This is a genomic window from Pseudoalteromonas sp. BZK2, assembly GCF_014349195.1.
Classification (GTDB): domain Bacteria; phylum Pseudomonadota; class Gammaproteobacteria; order Enterobacterales; family Alteromonadaceae; genus Pseudoalteromonas; species Pseudoalteromonas simplex.
Genome location: NZ_JACSOG010000026.1, coordinates 1 through 21584 on the forward strand (window position 1 = coordinate 1; position 21584 = coordinate 21584).

Annotated in this window: 22 protein-coding genes; 12 read left to right on the plus strand and 10 right to left on the minus strand. The window is 39.2% G+C overall.

All coding sequences use genetic code 11. The features are described 5' to 3' along the window. Positions 1-183: 183 nt before the first annotated feature. On the minus strand, positions 184-669 hold the full coding sequence (locus BIZ38_RS15200; protein WP_187490652.1) for a hypothetical protein: 486 nt from the start codon (positions 667-669) through the stop codon (positions 184-186). Positions 670-1196: 527 nt separating this feature from the next. Between BIZ38_RS15200 and BIZ38_RS15205 the strand changes: the two genes are divergently transcribed. Beyond that, on the plus strand, positions 1197-1625 hold the full coding sequence (locus BIZ38_RS15205) for a hypothetical protein (RefSeq protein WP_187490653.1): 429 nt from the start codon (positions 1197-1199) through the stop codon (positions 1623-1625). 339 nt (positions 1626-1964) lie between these two features. Here BIZ38_RS15205 and BIZ38_RS15210 read toward each other — a convergent pair whose 3' ends face one another. Then, a complete protein-coding gene (locus BIZ38_RS15210; RefSeq protein ID WP_054554694.1) occupies positions 1965-2684 on the minus strand; it encodes an SDR family oxidoreductase in 720 nt (239 codons plus the stop codon). A 175-nt stretch (positions 2685-2859) separates the two neighbouring features. Here BIZ38_RS15210 and BIZ38_RS15215 point away from each other — a divergent pair, with 175 nt between their 5' ends. Next, positions 2860-3780, plus strand: coding sequence for a LysR family transcriptional regulator (locus BIZ38_RS15215; protein ID WP_054554695.1), 921 nt, complete (start codon positions 2860-2862; stop codon positions 3778-3780). Between the two features lie 110 nt (positions 3781-3890). Next, positions 3891-4358: a zinc-ribbon domain containing protein gene (locus BIZ38_RS15220; protein ID WP_187490654.1), complete on the plus strand. Its 468-nt coding sequence runs from the start codon at positions 3891-3893 to the stop codon at positions 4356-4358. A gap of 161 nt (positions 4359-4519) precedes the next feature. Here BIZ38_RS15220 and BIZ38_RS15225 read toward each other — a convergent pair whose 3' ends face one another. The 6 genes from BIZ38_RS15225 to BIZ38_RS15250 all read right to left on the minus strand — a co-directional run bounded on the left by BIZ38_RS15225 (position 4520) and on the right by BIZ38_RS15250 (position 10185). Beyond that, the gene (locus BIZ38_RS15225) at positions 4520-4963 is read right to left on the minus strand and encodes a ferritin-like domain-containing protein (RefSeq protein ID WP_138618242.1); all 444 of its coding nucleotides are present in this window, start codon (positions 4961-4963) and stop codon (positions 4520-4522) included. A gap of 184 nt (positions 4964-5147) precedes the next feature. Further along, positions 5148-6086 carry a LysR family transcriptional regulator gene (locus tag BIZ38_RS15230; RefSeq protein WP_054554698.1) on the minus strand — a complete coding sequence of 313 codons (939 nt, stop codon included), beginning with the start codon at positions 6084-6086 and terminating at the stop codon, positions 5148-5150. 16 nt (positions 6087-6102) lie between these two features. Then, positions 6103-7827 carry a bifunctional isocitrate dehydrogenase kinase/phosphatase gene (gene aceK, locus BIZ38_RS15235; protein WP_187490655.1) on the minus strand — a complete coding sequence of 575 codons (1725 nt, stop codon included), beginning with the start codon at positions 7825-7827 and terminating at the stop codon, positions 6103-6105. Positions 7828-7918: 91 nt separating this feature from the next. After that, positions 7919-8398 (minus strand): DUF4124 domain-containing protein, encoded by a 480-nt coding sequence (locus BIZ38_RS15240; RefSeq protein WP_187490656.1) that lies wholly within the window; start codon positions 8396-8398, stop codon positions 7919-7921. A 75-nt stretch (positions 8399-8473) separates the two neighbouring features. Beyond that, the gene (locus BIZ38_RS15245; RefSeq protein WP_187490657.1) at positions 8474-9967 is read right to left on the minus strand and encodes a DUF3413 domain-containing protein; all 1494 of its coding nucleotides are present in this window, start codon (positions 9965-9967) and stop codon (positions 8474-8476) included. A gap of 5 nt (positions 9968-9972) precedes the next feature. Continuing rightward, positions 9973-10185, minus strand: a complete 213-nt coding sequence (locus BIZ38_RS15250; RefSeq protein WP_036967930.1) for a DUF1414 domain-containing protein — start codon at positions 10183-10185, stop codon at positions 9973-9975. Between the two features lie 63 nt (positions 10186-10248). Here BIZ38_RS15250 and yejK point away from each other — a divergent pair, with 63 nt between their 5' ends. From yejK to BIZ38_RS15285, 7 genes are all read left to right on the plus strand, one after another. Further along, the gene (yejK, locus tag BIZ38_RS15255; protein WP_187490658.1) at positions 10249-11265 is read left to right on the plus strand and encodes a nucleoid-associated protein YejK; all 1017 of its coding nucleotides are present in this window, start codon (positions 10249-10251) and stop codon (positions 11263-11265) included. A 307-nt stretch (positions 11266-11572) separates the two neighbouring features. Then, positions 11573-11812: a hypothetical protein gene (locus BIZ38_RS15260; protein WP_187490659.1), complete on the plus strand. Its 240-nt coding sequence runs from the start codon at positions 11573-11575 to the stop codon at positions 11810-11812. Between the two features lie 179 nt (positions 11813-11991). Further along, the gene (locus BIZ38_RS15265) at positions 11992-12447 is read left to right on the plus strand and encodes a DUF3291 domain-containing protein (protein WP_187490660.1); all 456 of its coding nucleotides are present in this window, start codon (positions 11992-11994) and stop codon (positions 12445-12447) included. A 31-nt stretch (positions 12448-12478) separates the two neighbouring features. Then, positions 12479-13006 (plus strand): TerB family tellurite resistance protein, encoded by a 528-nt coding sequence (locus BIZ38_RS15270; RefSeq protein WP_187490661.1) that lies wholly within the window; start codon positions 12479-12481, stop codon positions 13004-13006. Positions 13007-13066: 60 nt separating this feature from the next. Further along, a complete protein-coding gene (locus BIZ38_RS15275) occupies positions 13067-13870 on the plus strand; it encodes a hypothetical protein (protein WP_187490662.1) in 804 nt (267 codons plus the stop codon). Positions 13871-14119: 249 nt separating this feature from the next. Further along, on the plus strand, positions 14120-14632 hold the full coding sequence (locus BIZ38_RS15280; protein WP_187490663.1) for a GNAT family N-acetyltransferase: 513 nt from the start codon (positions 14120-14122) through the stop codon (positions 14630-14632). Beyond that, the gene (locus BIZ38_RS15285) at positions 14632-15498 is read left to right on the plus strand and encodes a PhzF family phenazine biosynthesis protein (protein WP_187490664.1); all 867 of its coding nucleotides are present in this window, start codon (positions 14632-14634) and stop codon (positions 15496-15498) included. Before BIZ38_RS15280 ends, BIZ38_RS15285 begins: the two co-directional genes overlap by 1 nt. 59 nt (positions 15499-15557) lie before the next feature. Here the strand turns inward: BIZ38_RS15285 and rne are convergent, their stop codons facing one another. Then, positions 15558-18761: a ribonuclease E gene (gene rne / locus BIZ38_RS15290; RefSeq protein ID WP_187490665.1), complete on the minus strand. Its 3204-nt coding sequence runs from the start codon at positions 18759-18761 to the stop codon at positions 15558-15560. A 618-nt stretch (positions 18762-19379) separates the two neighbouring features. Between rne and rluC the strand changes: the two genes are divergently transcribed. Further along, positions 19380-20348, plus strand: a complete 969-nt coding sequence (rluC, locus tag BIZ38_RS15295) for a 23S rRNA pseudouridine(955/2504/2580) synthase RluC (RefSeq protein ID WP_054554708.1) — start codon at positions 19380-19382, stop codon at positions 20346-20348. Then, on the plus strand, positions 20335-21027 hold the full coding sequence (locus BIZ38_RS15300; RefSeq protein ID WP_187490666.1) for an HAD family hydrolase: 693 nt from the start codon (positions 20335-20337) through the stop codon (positions 21025-21027). The genes rluC and BIZ38_RS15300 overlap by 14 nt, the downstream gene beginning before the upstream one ends. Here BIZ38_RS15300 and BIZ38_RS15305 read toward each other — a convergent pair. After that, entirely contained in the window at positions 20975-21571 is a 597-nt protein-coding gene (locus BIZ38_RS15305; protein WP_187490667.1) for a Maf family protein, read from the minus strand. The genes BIZ38_RS15300 and BIZ38_RS15305 overlap by 53 nt on opposite strands. Between the last annotated feature and the right edge of the window lie 13 nt (positions 21572-21584).

Sequence of the window (21584 nt, forward strand, 5' to 3'; positions counted from 1 at the left end):
TAATTCGAGCTGAAGAAATTATGGCTTAAAAAGTTAGGCAAGGATCAGTGCGTTTAACTTGACTGTGGGAGTCATACCAACGCCCGCATAAGTGGCGCATTAAAGCTTGGCTATAATAGCAACGAAGTGACGCAGCCAAGCTTTTTGCGTCCACCCTTAATGCGATTGTTATATGCCGTTCATCTAAAATGGTTTAGGTATATACTTTCGCAACATTTCTGGAATTAAAAACTCTTCGTACTGTTTTGGAATACGACCGTTAAAAGATTGAGCATAAAGACTAGCCCAATCAATAAAGTACCCCAATTTAATTGCATAATCTCTAGCTTCATCGAAATTCAATTCAAGATGTTGAGCAATATTTTCATAAATAGCACGGTACTCAAATGGTGGTTCATCATATGCCATTCCAAAAACAGCACTCTCAGTATACCAATTTTGATGGCTTACTTGCTCGTCCGAAACTTCACCATTGATATAAGACTTTGCTGTTTCTAACGCTATTTTAAAATATTCCTGAGGCAATAGCCCAATGTATGCTCTGCAACAATCAATATAGAATAGTTGCAATTCTTTGGTAAAACTGTCGAACTTTTGTTCATCGCTTTCTCTTAACGCATTCAGCATTGCTAATGCATTTTTACACGAATTCCACTCCAGGTTATTCATAGGCATATAACATGTTTATAGCGAGCAAATTGCGCGTTTTTCTTATTGGTTTATTTTTAACAAACTTGTTAACTAATTGCTAGTGTTATAAAAATCTAGTCGTGCTAGCTTTTTAACTGTATAAAACGAGCGAAAGGGTCGTTTCTTGACTATGCGAGTGATTAAATTGTAGCTTTACGTATATACAGTTAGAAGGATTGTAAATGAAAAACTCTCTCCGTATTTTAATTACATTGAGGACTATATACTCTATCGACAGTACTCATTAAGAACTACAAGTACTTAATTTAGATGATTTTACGGCGGAGGGTTATTCGCTATCTCAATTATGTTCCCCTATGGCTTTAGACAAAATAAAGGTTAGGGTTTCCTATCAACCTCCAATAGGTCCAAACGGTGAGCTGACATTGTGTTTATCTACTAAAGAATTTATGCTTTCGGAGTTGAGGGGTTTATAACGAGCCACTAAAAAAGATAAATAGTGTTTACCAAATTCTTGCAATGGTGTTTTACTTTCAGGAGATACAGTGAGATTTCTAGTATTTTTACTTTCATTAACTTCCTTTTTTAGTATTGCTTGCTCGACTGAAAATTCGAGTGGGGTATCAGCTTTTAAAACTCAAAGTATTTACGGTGAGATATCGCATATAGAAGTTTACTACCCTTTGGATTACGGCGACGCTCAAGCTTTTCGAACTGAAATTTCGTTTGAAAGCAATTTTGATCAACCTGTATTAACTGTTCCCACATTTGTTAATGAACCATTAGATCTAGAACACAGTCCAGAATTGAGACCTTATAGAGTTTCAACTTTCCAGCTTGCTACTAATATGCTAGATAAAGCTTCTATAGCCATTTATTATAAGTTTCCGAAAAGAGATGATGGTTTAATAACATTTTGTATGGGACCAAGAGTGATATACAAAATAAGTGACTTACCTGAAAAGTCTCTATAACAAACACATTAATAAATGAATGTTTATAGGCTAGCTTATGTATACAGAACGTTAACTTTAGCCAGTCATAGAGCATAAAGTGTTTTATAATTTTGATGGCATTAAATGATCTAACATTAATTTTTCTCACCTTTAGCGAGATTATTTTTCTGATTAGGGCTAGTTATAGGTTTTCGAACACTTACCGATTTTACTTTTAGTTTAGTTGATTGATTCGTTTAAAATGAAAATTACGCAATGATGAACACCCCATCAACTTGAGCCCTTGTCGATGGGATGTTTAGTTTTATTACTCAATGAGTGAATTGGCGTACATTAAACTTTTAGGTTATTGCTAGATTAAGGTTGTTGACGGGTAGGAGCAATCTGTAATTCACGAACACACACATGTTGTGGTTGCTCTTGAATAAATAGCGCAGCACGAGCGATATCATCAGCAATTAGTACTCCACCCATAGCTTTTTTCCATTCGTTGTAACCTGCTTTAATATCGTCAGATGTTGTGTGGCCAAGCAATTCTGTCTCAACGGCACCAGGGCAAATACTTGTTACGCGTACCCCAAAGTCGGCCACTTCTTCTCGAACATTTTCTGTAATTGCTGATACGGCGAACTTTGAGCCGCAATAAGCTGCATGATTAGCAAATGTCTTTTTACCAGCTATTGAACTAACGTTAATTATGGTGCCACTATTACGTTTTTTCATAGCAGGTAAAACAGCTTGCATACCATTTAGTAATGCTAAAACATTAACATCGAACATTTTTTGCCATTCAGTAGACTCTTGTGTATCTATTTGGCCTAATAACATGACACCTGCATTATTAATTAAGCACTCAACAGGGCCGTATTGTGCCTCAGCTTTTTCTATAGAATTAGAAAACGCTTCTTTATCAGTAACATCTACCTGTTCACAGATGCAATTTTGAAGATTCAAAGCCTTTAATTTTTCAACTCGTCTTGCAACAAGTAAGAGTGGGTAACCGGCTTCGCTAAAGTGCTTAGCAATAGCTTCACCAATGCCTGAACTTGCTCCAGTAATCACTACTAACTTTTTCATTTATTACTCCTCTAGGTGAAATTAATTTAAGTTTTAACTATCTATTTCTAATGATGTTTTTCTGAAGCTTATTTTATTTATTAAAGATTTGATGATATATAGTCATTAATTCACAATACTGTTTACAGATTTGAGCGAATCTATGTGGTTAAGTTGATTTTAATGGGTATAAAACATGAAAAAAGACATCAATTATGCTGATATCAATAGCTTTCTTATTTTGGTCGAAGAGGGAAGCTTTACAAAAGCAGCCAATAAATTAATGTGCTCTCGCTCACAAATTTCTAAACAACTATCTCAATTAGAGGCTGGTCTAGGTGTCAGTTTGTTAGTTAGGACGACGCGTACGCAACATTTAACACCATCTGGTGAGCTTTTTTACGATAAATGTAAAAAAGCTTTTGAGCGCATTGAACATGCTATAGATATAACATCAGATACTGCGTCACATACATCAGGTGAAATTAGAATAAATTGTGTCGGGGGGTACATTGGTGAAAATGTTATTGGCCCAATGGTTACTGATTTTATGCAGAAGTACCCACAAATTAATGTTGTGTTAGATTTTAGTAGTCGAAGAGTCGACTTAGTAGCAGGCGAATTTGATTTTGTATTCAGAATGGGAGACTTAACAGATTCATCATTAATCGCAAGAAAGTTAACTGAGCTTACAATAGGCATTTATGCGAGCCCAGAGTACATTAAAAAGCATGGAGAACCATTAAACCCAAAAGATTTAATTAATCACAAGTGTATAGCAGGTTCATTGAATACATGGACTCTATTAAGTGAGCATACAAATGAGAAGCAAGAGGTCATCGTCCAAGGTGATCTTGAGTGCAAAAATGGCAAAGTAATGGTGTATTCTGCATTGCGTGGTAATGGCATAATTCGAGTTCCAGAAGTTTACTGTAATTCGGAGTTAAATGACGGCACCTTGATCCCTGTTTTTAAGCATTGGCACCCTAAGGCAACGCCATTCTATTTGGTCTTTTTACGAGATAAACATCAACCAATGAGAATAAAAGTATTTAAAGAGTTTGTTTATAAAAACTTTATGCATTATCTAAATGGTGGCTCTGGCTCAAATTGCTAGCTCAGCTATTTTTAAGTGACATAGTTTACTGAATTTAGCAAAAGGGCTAATTGACAAGAAACTTTGGGCAACAAGACTGGTAGCTGTCAAGAATAAGGAAAGAGTTGTTTATGTCACCTTATGTAAATCATCCCCGTTATGGGTGTAAGCCGATTCGATCTGGATACCAATACTCTGTAACAGAAATAAAAAATTCTTATTGGCGATATAAACACGTTAAGTTTCTCGTTGGGACAGCTATACCTGCTAATACAGAGAAACAGAATTATGGGGTTTATCCGAGGGAGAAATACATTGATATAGAAGAGTTGTGTGAGGTATGTAATAGACCTTTTATTTTCTTTGCCTTGGAGCAAAAGTATTGGTTTGAGGTACTCAGATTTTATATTGATGCGCACTGCACAAAGTGTATTGATTGCCGTAAAAATGAACAAAAAATAAAGAGGTTACAAAAGTCTTATTGTGATTTAGTTACAAATAAAAACAGGACTTCAAAACAAAATGAAACATTAAAAAAATTGTTTGTAGAGTTAACTAGGCTCGGAATAATCAAACATAAAAATAACCCTAGTTTTTGAGATAAACTTTAACAATCAATTACGGAAACATTGCTACCTGGTAGATTAGACTTACGCTTAATATGGCAATTATAGGGATTTAGTTACAGAGTCTAGGGATGATATTTAACTATTCTAACAATATAAAAGCCCAGCTTAACTGGGCTTTGCACTCTCACAATTTAATGCTTTTTCATTTTACTCATTTCAGCATGACAACTTTGAATTGTCAGTAGGGTTTTTGATAACGCGGCTTCACAATCATGGGGTTGTGGCTTTTTAAGCGCGTGCTTGATTTCGGCTAGTGTTTTATCTTCAACTTCTTCAAGCTCGCTAACATAGGTGGCGTTTTTGTCGGCACCGAGTTTGGTGATAACTGATGTATAAGCTTTACGCACTTCTACAGCAAAGTCAGAACCATTTTCGCGCTCGCCATTTTCGTTAATAGCATAAGGTTGTAAGCGCTCAACACTTACTTTGCGAGCATCTATCATGCGTTGAAATAAGGCAATAATGCTTGGGTCGGTTACTTTTTCCTGAGCTTTTTCATAAAAATCGATACCGCTATTCATAACTTGGATGATATCTGCAATATGATGAACGTCTTGTCCTTGATGAGTATTCATAATGACCTCTTTTTGAATATTAAAAACAATGCAATTAGATACTTGCAAAGCATATTCCAGTTCATTACTTAAATATAAAGTTATTGTATTTCAGTTGGTTATTGGTTTTTAATAGGAGGATGCTGCTGATAAGCTAAGCTAACACCTTGCTTATCAGCAATAATTACAACTGGTTGGTAAAATCTTACTTAAGCTCGTCGGCTACTTCTGCAACCTTTTGGCGTAACCAAATATGGCTTGCATCACGGTGTAATAGCGGACTCCAAATCATATCGAGCTCAAACGGCGGAATAGGGAATGGCGGCTCAAGAATTTTCAGGCCCGGATCATCTAAATAAATATTTGCGGCTTTTGAAGGCAACGTTGCAACCAAGTTTTGTTCTTTCGCTAAGTGAATGGCTACGTGGTAGTTACGGGTAAAGGTGGCAATATTACGGTGTTTACCAAAGTGAGCGAGCGCCTCATCAACCCAACCTAGTTTTTGCACATCTTTAGGGTCCATACCAACACCTACACCAAAGCCTGTTTTACTTACCCAGATATGGCGGGCTTTTAAATAGCTGTCGAGGCTGAAGTCTTTGATAATCGGGTTATCTGCTTTTACTAAGCAGCAAAAGCTGTCTTTCCAAATTTGTTTGTAGTGAAACGATTGCGGTAAGTTTTCAAAGCGGTTGATAGCCATATCTACCTTACCGTTTTCAACGTCGTGGAAGGTTACATCACTTGGGGTCAAAATATCGAGTGTTGTATCGGGCGCTTCTTCGTGTAATTTACTTAATAAGCGAGGAGCAAGGGTACTTGCTGCATAGTCACTGGCCATGATACGAAAAACACGTTTACTTTGTGATGCTTCAAACTCGCGATTTGGGGCAAGTGTTTCTTCAAGGGTCATTAAAATGCCGCGGATCACCGGCTGTAGCTCTTTTGCGCGCTCTGTAGGTACCATACCTTCGCTGGTACGCACTAAAATAGGGTCGTTGAATAAATTACGGAGTCTTTTTAGGCCATTACTCATGGCAGGTTGCGTAATGCTTAGCTGGTTAGCAGCTTTAGTGACATTACATTCCCTTAGTAAAGTATCTAGGTAAACAAGTAAGTTTAAATCTATTTTACTTATATTCATTGTGTGTCCTTGGTGTTTACCAATAATGGATAAATCGTTGTGCAGCAGGGTATGGATAAATGTGGCTAACTACACCTTGCTTATAATTGTATTGTGCTTGTCGCCAATAGGCTGGATCTTCAAGCTCTGGGTGTGTACTCAATAAATATTGTTTATACACCGGGTTTGCTGTCACAAAGGTACATAATTGCTCTGGAAACACATCTTGTGGTGCCACAGAGTAACTTTGCTCATTGGTTAAGTAATCATCGTACGACTTTGCTTTTGGTAAGGCGCGAAAGTTCATGTCTGTTAGGTACTGAACTTCATCATAGTCGTAAAAAATAATGCGATTATGTTTACTTACCCCAAAGTTTTTCAACAGCATGTCGCCTGGGAAAATATTTACGGCGATCATTTCTTTTAAAGCTTGGCCATATTCTTCTATTGCTTCAAACGCTTGTTGTTCACTGGCATTTTCAAGATACAGATTTAACGGTGTCATGCGTCTTTCAATATACAAATGCTTGATGATTAACCATTCGCCTTCAATAACCATCGAAGAACCAATGGTTTTATGTAACTCTGCAAGTAATTTACTATCAAATCGGGCTAGTGGAAATACGACGTTCGAATACTCTATGGTATCGGCCATGCGGCCAACACGGTCATGACTTTTTACTAATTGGTAGCGTTTTAATACGGTATCGCGGCCAAAGGGTTTGCTTTCTCCAAAGGTGTCTTTAATGACTTTAAACACATATCCAAACGACGGCAGGGTAAATACCATCATCACCATACCCGGTGTTCCAGGGGCAATTACAAGCTGATCGTTTGAATGATCTAAATGACTTAAAAACTCTCGGTAAAACTCGGTCTTACCTTGTTTATGAAAACCTATTGCATTGTAAAGCTCTGCCAGGGTCTTGTTTGGCATAAGTTGATTTAAAAAGCGTACTAACGCAGATGGCGCGTGGGTTTCCACCATAAAATAAGCACGGGCAAAACCAAAGATAACCCGCATTTGCGATGATTTGGTGAGTAGGGCATCGAGGTATAACCCTTTGTCTTCATGGTGTAACACCGCAATAATAAATGGCTGTACGCCACTTTCTGATACCACACGGCCAACAATATAAGCCGCTTTGTTTCGGTAAAACGGGGCTTGCAGTATATCAAAGCGCATTTGCCATGCTTGGTGATGTGTATCGGGCGCTTGTTTATAAAAGGCTTTTACCAGCAAGCGAATATCGCGTTCTAAATCAACAAAGGGCGCTTTAAAATCAAACTGATTAATAATTTTGCGTATCGTGGGTCTTAAGCCATCAACAACAGGGTGGTAACTGCGGTATTCAACCTCCATTGGTAGTGCAGGGGCATCCGCAAGCGTCGCTTTTACAAAGATAAAGTCATTATTAAAATAACGACGATGAAATAAACGACAAAAAACAGAGTTGTAAAAGGTTTCGGCAAGTTCTGCCTGAGGGTGAAAGCGCAAAAATTGCTGATAGAGCTGTTTGGTTTCGAGCCAGCAGGTTTGATCTAAGGTAATAATTTGCTGCTCGTTGAGCGACTTGAGCTTAGCAATGGTTTCGTTAACCCGATCATCGTAATGGCTAATTCTAAGTTTGCTAATCTCATTTATCTTTTGCCAATCACGATGCGCAAACGCAAGTGGTGCTTTGGCTGTAATTGCTTGAAAGAGTTTATAGTGATTGCGAAACCCAGATAAAATTAACTCTGCAATGTGTTGTGGCTGCATATAAACTCCTTACTTATACCAATGTAGAGCAATAACTCTATTAGTGTTAAGAATATGTTATTTATTCTTCAAACCCAATAGTAAAGTGTATTTAATTATAGCGAGCGAGTTTTTTCTCTAGATTTGCGAGTTTCTTATTAACGCTTTTTACGTCGCGCCCGTATTGCTTGTTAATTGCTTTTAGTTGCTTGTTGATGTCTTTACTAATTTGTTTAGCTTCTTTATCAGACAAAATTCGGTTTAAGCGTTGCTCTTGATGGTACTGAGCTCGGTCTCGATCACGGCTTAAAATATCTAAACGGTGTTTATAGCTGCGAATTTCAGCTTCGAGGTTTCTGATAATTTGCTGGCGTTCAAGCTCGTTGAGCTCTTTAACAAAGTTTTGCGGTGCTTTTAAGTCTGGATCGGTTACTTGAATTTTATGTTTGGTTGCACGGCTACCACAGGGGAACTCACTAAATACCGTGCCTCTGTCTGTGACACATTTATAGTATTCTGTGGTGGCAGCAAGTGATGTGTTGGTAAAACAAAGTAGTGTAAGTGATATTAGATAAATGATTATGGCTTTCATGACGTCCGTGTCTCCTAATCAATTAAGGTGTCTAATATCTAAAGCTAGCTTGAAATAATGATTTATCAATAAGCGCTAGGGCGTATATCGCTTCAGCTTTTTAATGCTTTGCACTAAGAATGGAATATCGAGCCCTTGTTCAATGGCAAAGCCTTGTGCTGCTGAAATGTTTTTAAAATTACCGTCTGAATCAATCAGGGTAATTCTGTCTTTCTTGAATGCGATAAATACATTTTGCGAGTAATTAACACCCGTGTCGTCATGGCGTTTGTATAAGTTGCTACCCAACATGCTTTGTTTAGCTAGGGTTTTGCAACCTAAATAATGGCCTACGCTGGTGGCGATAATATCACTTGGTTGAATAAGGCCTTCGGTTTGTACAACTTTTTTATCTGAGCTGTATAAGCGAGAGGCTGTAACAATACCATTGCTCTGCTGTGCAAGACTAAAGGCAAACACGGCATTAGCAGATTCACGCGCTTGTGTTGTAGCGTCTGCGCGTACAAGGCGAACCGCTGGGTTTTGGTCGTCGTTATTAATAAACTCGAATTGCTCAAAACCATTAATTTGAATTGAGCGATTATCAGCAAGCCACACAGGCAGTTGCTGTTTGTCTAGAATAGGGGCTTTGTAAAATGCTGGCAGGCCATACACTAAACTAAATAACGTATCTTCTGTTTCTACAGGTTGTAAGAACAAGTCTGTTTTACGTAGTGCTGGCTCAGTGGCAACAAATTGCTCAAGGTCAGCATTATTTTCAAATACTAAAATATCGATAGTCGCACTCGACTCAGCTTTACACTCGGCAAGTGGAGTAGGTGCTAAGTAATCGATATTATGTGGGTCAAGCCTCACATCGTGCGCTTCTTTGTAGCTTTCTAAATCAAGCAAATCGTTTTTAGCTAATAAGCTTTTTGCTGTAGTAGGGTAAGACAACGGCAATACATTATCTTGTTTAGTGATATCAAATTTTAAATTGGCATCTGCCCAAATATGAATACTGTGGCTAAGTGCAAAGCACACTAAAATAGTGCTGGTTGCATAGCGCGGGAACTTATATTGCTTTAAACGCGCTAGGTGGTGCCAAGTGTAGTTACTGACTAATAACTGGAACGCTAAAATTAGCAGCACAATACCGCCCGCAAGAATCGTTGTTAATGCCGGTGAGTTTGTTAAGCGGTGCCACAACAAAGAAACGATTTCAGGTAGCGCAGACGTGTTTAAGTGATAACCCAAGTTAAAATAAACATAGGCATCAAGCGTTAAGAATGACGCGCCGAGGGTTGCAATAATGGCTGCCATCCCTCGGATATGCCGAGGGTATGGAAACACTAAGCTTAATGGAAATATCGTTAAAACAAAGGCAATAAAAGTAATAAAGCTGGTGTGGCTTAACCAGGTCACGAGCATGTATAAATAGCCCATGAAGGTTGTCGGTGCACTGTCTGCAACTAAGTAGCTTAAGCTAATAAATAGCACTAACCCTATGTTTGCAAAGGTGAACCAATGGCCCCAACTTAAAAGCTGACTTACTTTTGAAGAAAACTGACTTTGTTGCGATAAATTCATAAATCTTATTTAACCGACTGCGCTAATGCTTTGGCAAAGTTGTCGGCAACAGCTTGTCTTTTCTCTGATGGTACATGCTCTTTTAAAATATGCGTGATAGAATTTCCTAAACACATAAGGCTTAAATCAACAGGCGCTTTGTGCTCTGTTAGTACATCAATCAGCTGATCAACGATTTGTTCTACTTGCTCATTAGAATATTTTGATATGATAGGCATCAGTTGGTTCGATAAAAAGAGTTATATTCCCGTATTTTAACACCAGAGGCGTGAAAAACAAAGATGACAATAGATGTTAAAAAATTAGTCGTTCATTATGTAGACAAAAAAGATGACGATACAGATATTCATTTACGCAATGATGAGATGGTTGTTAACGATAAAGTAGCCGTTTTTATAGAGCAGCTACACCATGCATATAATGGTAAGCCTGGTAAAGGCTACTGTGCATTCAGCGGCGAGAAAAACAGCATTGTTGCTTCGGCAATGCAAAGTTACCGTAACGACGAACTTGGCTTTTGGCACATGACAGAGCAAGCAACGAATGTGCTAAAAGAAGAGTTAAATAAGTATGCCTTTAACGAAACGGGTTATTTAGTTTTTTGCCATTATCAATATGTTGCAAGTGACTTCTTGTTAATTGCGATGATCAATATTAAAGAGCATTACTCAATTACTTCTGAGCTTGATTTAGCTTCATCTCGTCACTTAGATATTTCGCGTATGCAACTAGCTGCACGTGTCGATTTAACTGCGTGGGATACGCAACCAGAAGATAATCGCTATGTGTCGTTTATTAAAGGTCGTGCAGGTCGTAAAGTAGCTGATTTCTTTTTAGACTTTTTAGGCTGCGAAGAGGGCATTGATCCTAAACAGCAAAGCCAAGTTATGCTTAGTGCTGTAGAAGATTATTTATCTGAGCAACAATACGACAAGTCAGAAAAAGATGAGCTACGTAAGCAAGTTTTTGATTACTGTAATGATTGCGTAACCACAGGTGAAGATGCCAGCGTTAAAGAGCTTTCTGCAACCTTATCGAAAAATGACGACAGTCCATTTGAAAGCTTCTGCCAAGAGCAAAGTTATGACTTAGAAGAGTCGTTCCCTGTTGATAAGAAAACAGTCACTAGCATGGTGAAGTTCTCTGGCATGGGCGGCGGTGTTAGCGTGAGCTTTGAACGTAAACACTTAGGCGAGCGCGTCATGTATAACGAAGCAACCGATACACTGGTGATCAAAGGTATTCCACCTAATCTTAAAGACCAGCTTCAGCGCTTTATGGAGCAAGACGAAGGTTAATCGGATTCAAGCTTCAAGTTTTAAGCTTCAAGCGATAAGATTATAAATACTCGTTTTATAGCCCAGCACTTGCTGGGCTTTTAGTTTTAGGTGCTTGAAAACACAATCACTACAGGAAGAAACGTTGCGTCAAACTATAAAGACATTTCGGTTTAGGGCCTTATACGAATGAAGAATTTACAGCTTTAGAATTTTAACTCGCTTTACCTAAGCTTAAGTAAAAATTTACTTCTAATATTTTCTTTGCTTTTATAGAAAAATTAGCAACCATGTTTCTAAGCTTCAAAATAGTAAAAGGATATTCAGTATGATTGTTTTAGCCATATTTTTAATTGTGATTGGTATTGTTAATTTTTTTAATGATCATCATTTAGCTTTTGCATGGCCAGCCCTAGTCGTGGGTATTTTGTTATTAGGGATAGGCATTTCTAGAAAATCGCCATCAAGTGGAAGCTCCTCCACAGGGAGTAGCTTTAGTTTATCAGACAGTTCATGTTCTGACGGCGGCGGTGATTGCGGTGGCGGTGATTGCGGTGGCGGAGATTAGATAAAGTACTTCCATTTGCCATCATTGATTTAGTAAAACATCTACTGATGGTTTTAAGCATGGTTAATATAAGAATTCGAATAGTGGAAGGCGTAAAAATGCTTTTCTTTTCCTTCTGTATCGCTTAGTTTTAAGACATTAAAGGTACAAATTCCCCCGATGGCTAAGGAGAGTCATAAATGAAACTTGCCCAACTAAATATTGCTCTTGCTAAATATCCATTGGATGCCCCAGAAATAAAAGACTTTGTTGATAATCTTGATTTAATAAATGGCGTTGCTGAAAACAGTGCAGGTTTTATATGGCGATTAAAAGACGAATCAGGCGATGCCACAAATATTAAATTGTTTGATGATAAGAATATGATAATCAATATGTCTGTGTGGGAAAGCGTTGAAGATCTTAAAAATTTTATGTTTCGCACCCACCACAGAGATTTCATGCGCAGAAAAGGTGAATGGTTTCAGCGCTTATCAGAAGATAGCTATGTTTTATGGTGGGTTGAAGATAAGCATATTCCAACACCTCAAGAGGCATTAGAAAGGTTGCAATATCTGCGAGATAACGGCGACACACCCTATGCTTTTACATTTAAAAGTAATTTTACGGCTGAAGAATTTAAAAAATATAAATAACAATAGACTGCAATAAAAATAAGGAAAAATTATGCATGTTGTATTAGGTGTTTTAGGTATTGTAGTGACCATTTTGGTGTTACTGAATCGACTTCAAGAAGGGGGGATAGATATTGGTTGGTTGAATCCTTTTAGCTGGTACCGACGTCGTAAATTCAGGAAACACCATGATTTAAATCCTGCATTTAAGTTAGATTCACCCATGGATGTAGCTGCGTTATATATGGTCGCAGTAGCCAAAATAGACGGTGAAATGAGTAAAGAACAAAAAGAAAAAATCTTATCACTTTTTAACAGCGAATTTCATTTAACTATGAAAGAAGCAACTGATTTATTACGCTCAAGTACGCATTTATTAGGGCATACTAGCGACGTTTACGATAAACCTCACAAAGTAATTGAGCGATGCTTAGATAAAGTAACAAAAGAGCAAGCAGCTTCAATTTGTTATCTCGTCGATGAGGTAGCGATTGTTGAAGGTGAACCGACTGCTCAGCAAAGAAAGCTTGTGGCAGAGATAAAAAATGCATGCCCTCCGGAGGCCTCAGGCAAGTGGTAACTCATCCACAAAACCAAACAGCTGAAAATTAAAATGACAATTATAACCCCTTAACTGATTTTGAAACGTTTTAGTGAATATCGTGAAGGTGTAACTACTTATCAAATCTTTAAAGGTGTTTATAAGGGAGTTTTTATGAAAAAACAGTTATCGGTGGCTTTTTTGGTTTTATCGTCTTTTGCTAACTCAACAACTTGGGGAGAGTTAGAAGTAGATGACCCAATAGTTAAGGATGCAAAATGCAAGGTTGCAGAGCCTGCAAGCTATGGTGGTTATATTTACAGTTGGCCATCAAAATATGATCAGGTGTTTTGGCCGCATACGGATAGAAATGGCATTTGGTTTTGCGAGACATCGGGTTTTATAGCTTTAATTGGTGATTTTGACGAACTTAAACCTGCAGAAATTGAGAGAATAACGGAATTTCTTGCGTCTCAACACATTTCGAAGCCAACTCTTGAGCAAAAGTTAGCTTTGCTCGAGCAAACTTACGCACTTCGCGAAAAAGATGAATTTTTTAAAAATAAGTTGCTAAGGATCCTTGCTCGTTGGCAGCAGTCTTTAGGGAACCTTGATAAGGCAAATAATTATCGAGCTAGAGCATTTAAAGATATTCAACATGCCCTTAATGGAGATTTAAATGGATATAAACGACTTGAATATCTTTATTTGGCGACGAACTACTCAAAGCAGTTTGCAGAGCAAAATAAAAATGTAGGTTACTTAGACGATTTGGAAACAGCATTGAAATCGGTGACTGATCCTGAGTTAAAACGCTATGCTGAGTACTTGTCGGAATTGATAAAGGACAGCCTTTATATCAACGAAGGCGGGAAGCTCGACCCTGACTTACCGAAACAGTAAAAATTAGAAGAAACATCAAGGATGAGGTAACAGATGAGGGACACGACTGTTATTAAACGTAACAAAGCTAATACTGGGCTATTTTTTTATCGGTGCTGCTATTGGATTTTCAATTTTCATTGCATACCGGCAACTGCTTATAGGTCTTTTATTTGCTGTAATAAGCGTTAGTGTTGCAATCTTAGTTGTTTCAAATAAATGGTCTATGTAATAAGTTATTTTACTATTGCTTTTACTAGGTGATGAAAAATGAGTTTATCTTTCACTACGAAAAGGTTAAATGTGATTGAAATAAACGCAAGCTCGTCAATGGTTGAGCATCATCAATTAACGATTGCCTTACCAGCGATATTAACACCTGCTGTAGTTGCAAATTTACCGGGTTATTTTCAGGGGATAGATTCTATAGCTGCTGCTGAAAAGTGGCTGGCTAACATGCTTGACGAGTGCCGTTTACTAATGCTGCAATCTCAACAGCAAGAAGTTGTTGGCCTTTTATTTATCTATACCGAAAAGCATGATGCTCATATCGGTTATTTGTTAGCTGAGCAATATTGGGGGCAGGGTCTTGCATTTGAATTATTGCAGGGATTTATAAACCTCGCTGGTACTCAGTCACAATGGCATAAGCTCATCGCAGGTGTTGATGAGTCAAATACACCATCAATTAAGCTTTTAAAAAAGTTGGCTTTTGAAGAGCAAGCATCTAAGGAAAATGGCATGTTGTTTTTTGAATTTAATTTAAAACAAGGCACACAATAATGACAATAACCGCATTTTTAGTTAACTCTTTTAGTGCAAATAATTCAGGCGGCAACCCAGCAGGTGTCGTGTTGAATGCAGATAAACTCACAAACGCAGAAAAACTGACGATTGCAAAAGAAATTGGCTATTCAGAAACCGCATTTGTGGCGCAAGATCATGAAGTTGATTTTGCTGTGTCATTTTTTACGACAACTGAAGAAGTTGATTTTTGTGGCCACGCAACCCTAGCTGTGTTTGCTACGCTCTTCGAACAAGGGTTATTAAAACCTGGCTATTACACTCAACAAACAAAAGCGGGCTTGTTAGGTGTAACAATTGCCGAAGATGGGCAAATTACCATGGAGCAAGCCTTGCCAAAATACCTAGGCAACTTTGCTTATGACGACCTTGCAGGCTTATTAGGGCTTGATGAAACGACTCTTGCAGAAACTGGCTTGCCGATCGATGTAATAACTACAGGATTGCCGGATATTATAGTCGCTGTGCCGAATGGCTACTTAGATAAAATTGTTATTGATGAGGCAGCGCTTAGCGAGTTCTGCCAACAGCATAATGTGATTGGTGTGCATGCCTTTGAATTATGTGAAGAGCAAAGTGAGCTGACCGCAAGTTGTCGTAACTTTGCGCCTTTGGTTGGTATACCTGAAGAGTCAGCAACCGGTAGCGCCAGTGGCGCGCTTGCATGCTACTTATCAAAACACGTATTTGTACAGCAAGAAAACCATTTCAAGTTTGAACAAGGCCGAGCAATGGGGTGCAGTTCACATATTTCTGCCAGTGTTTATTCGGATGAGCAGGGGGTTTATAAGGTTCTTGTAGGTGGCTATGCAAATCACCTAGGTATACAAAATATTGCTTTATAAGAAGAATACATACAAAAAAGCCGCGTTATAAACGCGGCTTTTTTACTTAAGCGACTAAATTAATCAGCCGCTAAGGTTTTTGCCATATCAGCACGGGCTCTGCCAGCAGGTTTAATTGAACCTGCACGAAGGCCGCTATCTGGAATAGCTGTACGCTTGTCATGCGCCATAGCCGCTGGTGTTGGCTCTGGCTCACTATCTGCAACTGGCGTAGGTTTTGCCATTGCAGCACTTGCTGAACCTTTTACTAAAATAGTTTTTTCATTTTTAGCAGGTTCTACAGCTTTCACTAACTCTTCAGCTTGTGCTGGCTCTTCAGCTTTCACTGGTTCTTCAGCTTTTACTGGCTCTTCAGCTTGTACTGGCTCTTCAGTTTTAACTGGTTCTTCAGCTTTCACTGGTTCTTCAGCTTGCACTGGTTCTTCAACTTTAACAAGTTCTTCAGCTTTAACTGGCTCTTCAGCTTTCACTGGTTCTTCAGTTTTAACTGGCTCTTCAGCTTGCGCAGGTTTTTCAGTTTTAACTGGCTCTTCAGCTTTAACTGGTTCTTCAGTTTTCACTGGTTCTTCAGCTTTAACTGGTTCTTCAGTTTTAACTGGTTCTTCAGTTTTAACTGGTTCTTCAGTTTTCACTGGTTCTTCAGCTTTAACTGGTTCTTCAGTTTTAACTGGTTCTTCAGTTTTAACTGGTTCTTCAGTTTTAACTGGCTCTTCAGTTTTAACAGGCTCTTCAGCTTTTACAGGTTCTTCAGTTTCAGCCTGAGCCTGTTTTGCCTTTAGCTCAGCTTCATATTCAGCAGCAGCTTGATCTGCTACAGGAATAAATGCTGGCGCATCAGCTTTGTCATCACTCGACTTTTCATCATGCTCAGGGCGACGGCGACGTTGACCAGCAGCACGTAAGTGGCGAGGTGAACGACGAGATCGTGTACGAGGTTGAGCTTGTTCTTCATCAGTTGATGTTTCAACTACCGATTCAGTTTGCTCTGCTTGTTTAGGTTCAGCCTCAGCTTTTACTGGTTCTGCAGGTACTTGCTTTTCAGCAACTGGCTGTTCTGCTTGTTCAGTTTCAACTGCTACTTTTTCTTTTGCAGGCTTAGCTGGTTTTTCAGCTTTAGGTGCTTGCTCAGTTGTTTCAGTTGTTTGTACTGCTTTTGCTTCATCTGCGCTTTCATCTGTTACGCGAACTTTTTTGCGTAAGTTGCGACGTTGACGACGAACCTTAGGTTTAGTTTCCTTTGGCTGCTCAGATTTCGTCTCTGGTGCAGTGTCTTTATTCGTTTGTTCTACATCATCATTACGTTTTTCATTACGTTTTCTGTTGTTAGAATTACGACGACGTTTGTTGCGATTCTCGTTACCTTCTTTTTGCTCAGGCTTATTTGAAGTATTTGTGTTTTCTTCTTTAGCTTGTGCATCGTCAGGGCGTTTATTACGAGAGTTGCGACGGCGTTGGTTGTTGCTACGACGACGGTTGTCGTTGTTGCGACGATTATTGCTACGTCTTTGTGCTGCTTTTTTCTCTTCTTGCTCTTTTTCAGCTTCTTCTTCGGCATTGCTGAATAACGACTTGAAGAACTTACCAATTGCAGCAAATAATCCACCTTCTGACTTTTTAGCCGAAGGAGTCGTTTGCTCAGCTTTTGGTGCAGCTTGAGGTGCAGGTGTAGTAGGCATAACAACACCTTTAAGAACCGGCTCTTCACGAACTGGTGCTGAAGGCGCTTTAGCCATTTCAAATGCTTCTGGCTCAGGAGCAACAACTTGCTCGTAGCTTACTGTTTCGATTGTTTCGTCTTTACGTAAGCGAACTACTTCGTAATGTGGCGTTTCCATGTGTTGATTAGGAATGATCACAACATCAACGTTATGGCGTTTTTCGATGCGTTGCACGCTACGACGTTTTTCGTTTAATAGGTAAGCGGCAACAGCCACAGGCACTTGTGCATTTACTTGTGATGTGTTGTCTTTAATTGCTTCTTCTTCGATTAAACGAAGGATAGACAGTGCAATTGATTCGTTAGAACGAATCGTACCTTGACCATTACAACGAGGACATGGACCTTGGCTTGCTTCACCTAATGAAGGGCGTAAGCGCTGACGCGACATTTCAAGCAGACCAAAGCGTGAGATCTTACCAATCTGAACACGGGCACGGTCAGGACGAGCAGCGTCTTTTAAACGATTCTCTACTTCGCGTTGGTGGCGTGGTGGAGTCATATCGATGAAGTCGATAACAATAAGACCACCTAAGTCACGTAAACGTAATTGACGGGCGATCTCGTCTGCTGCTTCTAAGTTAGTATTAAGTGCTGTTTCTTCGATATCACCGCCTTTAGTGGCTTTAGATGAGTTGATATCGATAGACGTAAGTGCTTCAGTTGGGTCAATTACAATTGAACCACCTGATGGTAAGCGAACTTCACGTTGGAAAGCAGATTCAATTTGGCTTTCAATTTGGTAGTGAGTGAATAGTGGTACATCGCCCTGATAAAGCTTAACGCGGCTCATGAAATCTGGACGGAAACGCTCAATATGCGCTTTCGCTTCTTCAAATACACGTGCTTTATCAATTAAAATTTCACCAATATCACGACGTAAATAGTCACGGATTGCGCGGAAAATTACGTTACTTTCTTGGTGAATTAAGAACGGAGCAGGGCCGCTATCAGCAGCTTGCTGAATCGCTTGCCAATGCACTAATAGTGCTTTTAAGTCGTACTCTAGTTCTTCAAATGATTTACCAACACCTGCTGTACGAACAATTAAGCCCATGCCTTTAGGTAGTTCTAAACGGCTTAGTGCTTCTTTAAGTTCAGTACGCTCATCACCTTCGATACGGCGAGAAATACCACCGGCACGAGGGTTGTTAGGCATAAGTACTAAATAGCTACCTGCAACGCTGATAAAAGTCGTTAACGCAGCGCCTTTTTGGCCACGCTCTTCTTTATCAACTTGCACAATGACTTCTTGGCCTTCTTTGATCACGTCACGGATATTTGGACGACCTTGGAATGTATAGCCTTGTGGGAAGTAGGTGCGAGCTATTTCTTTAAGAGGAAGGAAACCGTGTCTTTCAGCGCCATAATCAACAAAGGCAGCTTCTAATGACGGTTCGATACGGGTAATTTTACCCTTGTAAATATTTGCTTTTTTTTGTTCGTGACCTGGGCTCTCTATGTCTAAATCATACAGGCGCTGGCCATCAACCAGTGCAACGCGCATTTCTTCTTGCTGCGTCGCATTGATTAGCATACGTTTCATATTGTTACTCTACTAATTCTGTCGCTGACATGACGGTATAAACTCGTCTGTTCAGTGGTTTCTGACGGTTGTTTTTGTGCAGTCTCACGACTGGGTAAAGTCAAAACCTGAAGTTGTTTGCTTACATTGAGCATCACTAAGTGTGGCTGACAATAACATGTTGTCACGTTATTAAATTCTTATAGGTGTCAAAACTGCCGCCAATTCTGCGGTTTTAATTTACGAGTTTTGTCCCGAAGTCGACCATGTTCAAATTTTTATTCAATGTCTTGCTACAACAGCTGCTTCTGAATGACGTTGCTACGTCGTCACTATCAGTCAATTTATCTTGTTCAATTGCTTTTTATGTTCATTAATCAACATTCGTGCTCAAATTATTCAGGCAATATATTACGCGCATCGCCGATAATTGAACGCTCGTGTTGGCTGGGTAATTATAAAAGCTTTGGAAAACTTAGCGCGGATCTGTATGATCGGCAACCCAGAATATGCTTCACGAATGTATTAATGTGATAAAAGCACCGTTGTTACTTGCAAACTTATGTTCGCGACGGTGATTATCCCACTATTACAGTCGCGTTAGCAACTAAATTATTTACTTAAATCAGTGATTAGGCAATGTCAGAAAAAACCGGCTTACAAGTTTCGTTTGTTACCATAGGTGAAGACCATCTAGGTCAACGTATTGATAACTTTCTTATTACTCACCTAAAAGGTGTGCCTAAAAGTGCAGTTTATAAAATCCTTCGTAAAGGCGAAGTGCGAGTAAATAAAAAACGCATAAAACCTGTCTACAAACTACAACTAAACGATGTGATTCGTATTCCACCTATCAAAGTGGCCGAAAAAGAAGAGTTTGTGCCAAAGAAACTCGATAAAGTAAAACAACTTGAAGACGCCATTTTGTTTGAAGACAAGTATTTAATGGTGATCAACAAGCCTTCGGGTATGGCTGTGCATGGTGGCAGTGGCCTAAGTTATGGCTTAATCGAAGCACTTCGCGTACTTCGTCCTGAAGAGCGTAGTTTAGAGCTTGTACACAGACTAGACCGTGACACATCAGGTTGCTTGCTTATTTCTAAACGTCGTTCAGTGTTAACTGATTTACATAAACAGTTACGTGAAAAAACCATGGAGAAAAACTATTGGGCATTAGTTGATGGTCAATGGGATTCTAAAACGAAAAACGTTACCGAAGGACTTCGTAAAAACACCTTAAAGTCTGGTGAGCGTGTGGTGCGTGTTGATAATACTGAAGGTAAACCATCGCACACGCGTTTTCGTGTGCTTGAGCGATATGCTGAGTGCTCATTAGTACAAGCGTCGCCGGTAACGGGGCGTACTCACCAAATTCGTGTGCATACGCAATGTAAAGGTCATCCAATTGCTTGTGATGATAAATATGGCGTTGCAGAGTTCGATCAATACGTGAATAAACTGACTGGTTTAAATCGTTTGTTTTTACATGCCCACGATTTACGTTTTATGCACCCTAAAAATGAAACAACCATGCATGTTGAAGCGCCACTCGATAATGCACTTCAAAATTGTATCAAAAAGCTACGTGCAGATAATGAACAAGTTTAAGCTGGTTATTTTTGATTGGGATGGCACAGTGATGGACTCTGTGCCAAAAATTGTTACCTGCCTGCGAAATACTGCGCGAGACTTAGGTATTCCTGTTCCAACAGAGCAACAAGCAAAAGACGTTATTGGTTTATCGCTGGCAAAAGCCACTGAAGTTCTTTTTCCGGCGCATTTACATTTAAGCGACGAACTCGTTGCAGGTTACAAAGCACAGTACCGTGAGTTAGATGTTACACCTACACCTTTATTTAAAGATGTAGAATCCGTTTTAAAGCAGTTAAGTGATGCAGGCATGCAATTGGCAGTGGCTACCGGTAAAGGACGTGAAGGCATCGATAGGCTTCTTAATGAGTCAGGCCTTGTGAAGTATTTTGTGAATGTAAAATGCTCTGACGATGCTGAGTCGAAGCCATCTCCAGATATGCTTGAGCAAATTTTACTTGAGCAGGGCATCGCAAAAGGTGATGCTGTGATGATTGGCGATAGCCAATTGGATATGGCAATGGCTAATGCCGCAGGTATTACTTGTATTGGAGTGAGTTTTGGTGCCCATAGTCCGGCGCAGTTACAACAACATACGCCGTTATGTGTTGTTGATTCATACCAACAACTTTTGCAGGTTTTAACTACGCCCCTTGCAGCGCTAACACGTCAACACCAAACTCAGCCAGCACTTTAGTTAATGTGATCAGTGGCAGGCCTATCAATGTATTAGGGTCATCGCCACTGAGCTTTTCAAATAAACAGATGCCTAATCCTTCACTTTTAAAGCTACCTGCACAGTTGTATGGCTGCTCTGCATCGCAATAAGCATTGATCTGTTCAAGTGTGAGTGCTTTAAATGTCACATCAAATGGTACTACTGTGGTAATTGCTTTATCGCTTTGTATATCAAATACACTTAAACCCGTTAAAAAGGTCACTGTATGGCCACTAAACGATAAAAGCTGCTTAATGGCATTCTCTTTAGTATGAGGTTTACCTAAAATTGTATCGTTGAATACCGCAACTTGATCAGAGCCAATTACCAAACCTTCACTATAATGTTGTTTGGCAACACGGGCTTTTTGTTCGCTTAAACGAGCAACTAATTGCTCTGGCGTTTCAGCTGCGATAGGGGACTCATCAATATCTGGAGAAAAACTTTGAAAAGGTAAGTTAAACTTAGTTAATAATTGCTGTCTAAATGGTGAGCTTGACGCTAATATAAGTGTTGGTTTCATAATAAATTCTGGA

Excerpts from the sequence above, each read along its gene's own strand:
- BIZ38_RS15200 (WP_187490652.1), bottom strand. The coding sequence starts at position 669 with ATGAATAACCTGGAGTGGAATTCGTGTAAAAATGCATTAGCAATGCTG.
- BIZ38_RS15210 (WP_054554694.1), bottom strand. The coding sequence starts at position 2,684 with ATGAAAAAGTTAGTAGTGATTACTGGAGCAAGTTCAGGCATTGGTGAA.
- BIZ38_RS15215 (WP_054554695.1), top strand. The coding sequence starts at position 2,860 with ATGAAAAAAGACATCAATTATGCTGATATCAATAGCTTTCTTATTTTG.
- BIZ38_RS15220 (WP_187490654.1), top strand. The coding sequence starts at position 3,891 with ATGTCACCTTATGTAAATCATCCCCGTTATGGGTGTAAGCCGATTCGA.
- BIZ38_RS15225 (WP_138618242.1), bottom strand. The coding sequence starts at position 4,963 with ATGAATACTCATCAAGGACAAGACGTTCATCATATTGCAGATATCATC.
- BIZ38_RS15230 (WP_054554698.1), bottom strand. The coding sequence starts at position 6,086 with ATGAATATAAGTAAAATAGATTTAAACTTACTTGTTTACCTAGATACT.
- aceK (WP_187490655.1), bottom strand. The coding sequence starts at position 7,827 with ATGCAGCCACAACACATTGCAGAGTTAATTTTATCTGGGTTTCGCAAT.
- BIZ38_RS15240 (WP_187490656.1), bottom strand. The coding sequence starts at position 8,398 with ATGAAAGCCATAATCATTTATCTAATATCACTTACACTACTTTGTTTT.
- BIZ38_RS15245 (WP_187490657.1), bottom strand. The coding sequence starts at position 9,967 with ATGAATTTATCGCAACAAAGTCAGTTTTCTTCAAAAGTAAGTCAGCTT.
- BIZ38_RS15250 (WP_036967930.1), bottom strand. The coding sequence starts at position 10,185 with ATGCCTATCATATCAAAATATTCTAATGAGCAAGTAGAACAAATCGTT.
- yejK (WP_187490658.1), top strand. The coding sequence starts at position 10,249 with ATGACAATAGATGTTAAAAAATTAGTCGTTCATTATGTAGACAAAAAA.
- BIZ38_RS15260 (WP_187490659.1), top strand. The coding sequence starts at position 11,573 with ATGATTGTTTTAGCCATATTTTTAATTGTGATTGGTATTGTTAATTTT.
- BIZ38_RS15265 (WP_187490660.1), top strand. The coding sequence starts at position 11,992 with ATGAAACTTGCCCAACTAAATATTGCTCTTGCTAAATATCCATTGGAT.
- BIZ38_RS15270 (WP_187490661.1), top strand. The coding sequence starts at position 12,479 with ATGCATGTTGTATTAGGTGTTTTAGGTATTGTAGTGACCATTTTGGTG.
- BIZ38_RS15280 (WP_187490663.1), top strand. The coding sequence starts at position 14,120 with ATGAGTTTATCTTTCACTACGAAAAGGTTAAATGTGATTGAAATAAAC.
- BIZ38_RS15285 (WP_187490664.1), top strand. The coding sequence starts at position 14,632 with ATGACAATAACCGCATTTTTAGTTAACTCTTTTAGTGCAAATAATTCA.
- rne (WP_187490665.1), bottom strand. The coding sequence starts at position 18,761 with ATGAAACGTATGCTAATCAATGCGACGCAGCAAGAAGAAATGCGCGTT.
- rluC (WP_054554708.1), top strand. The coding sequence starts at position 19,380 with ATGTCAGAAAAAACCGGCTTACAAGTTTCGTTTGTTACCATAGGTGAA.
- BIZ38_RS15300 (WP_187490666.1), top strand. The coding sequence starts at position 20,335 with ATGAACAAGTTTAAGCTGGTTATTTTTGATTGGGATGGCACAGTGATG.
- BIZ38_RS15305 (WP_187490667.1), bottom strand. The coding sequence starts at position 21,571 with ATGAAACCAACACTTATATTAGCGTCAAGCTCACCATTTAGACAGCAA.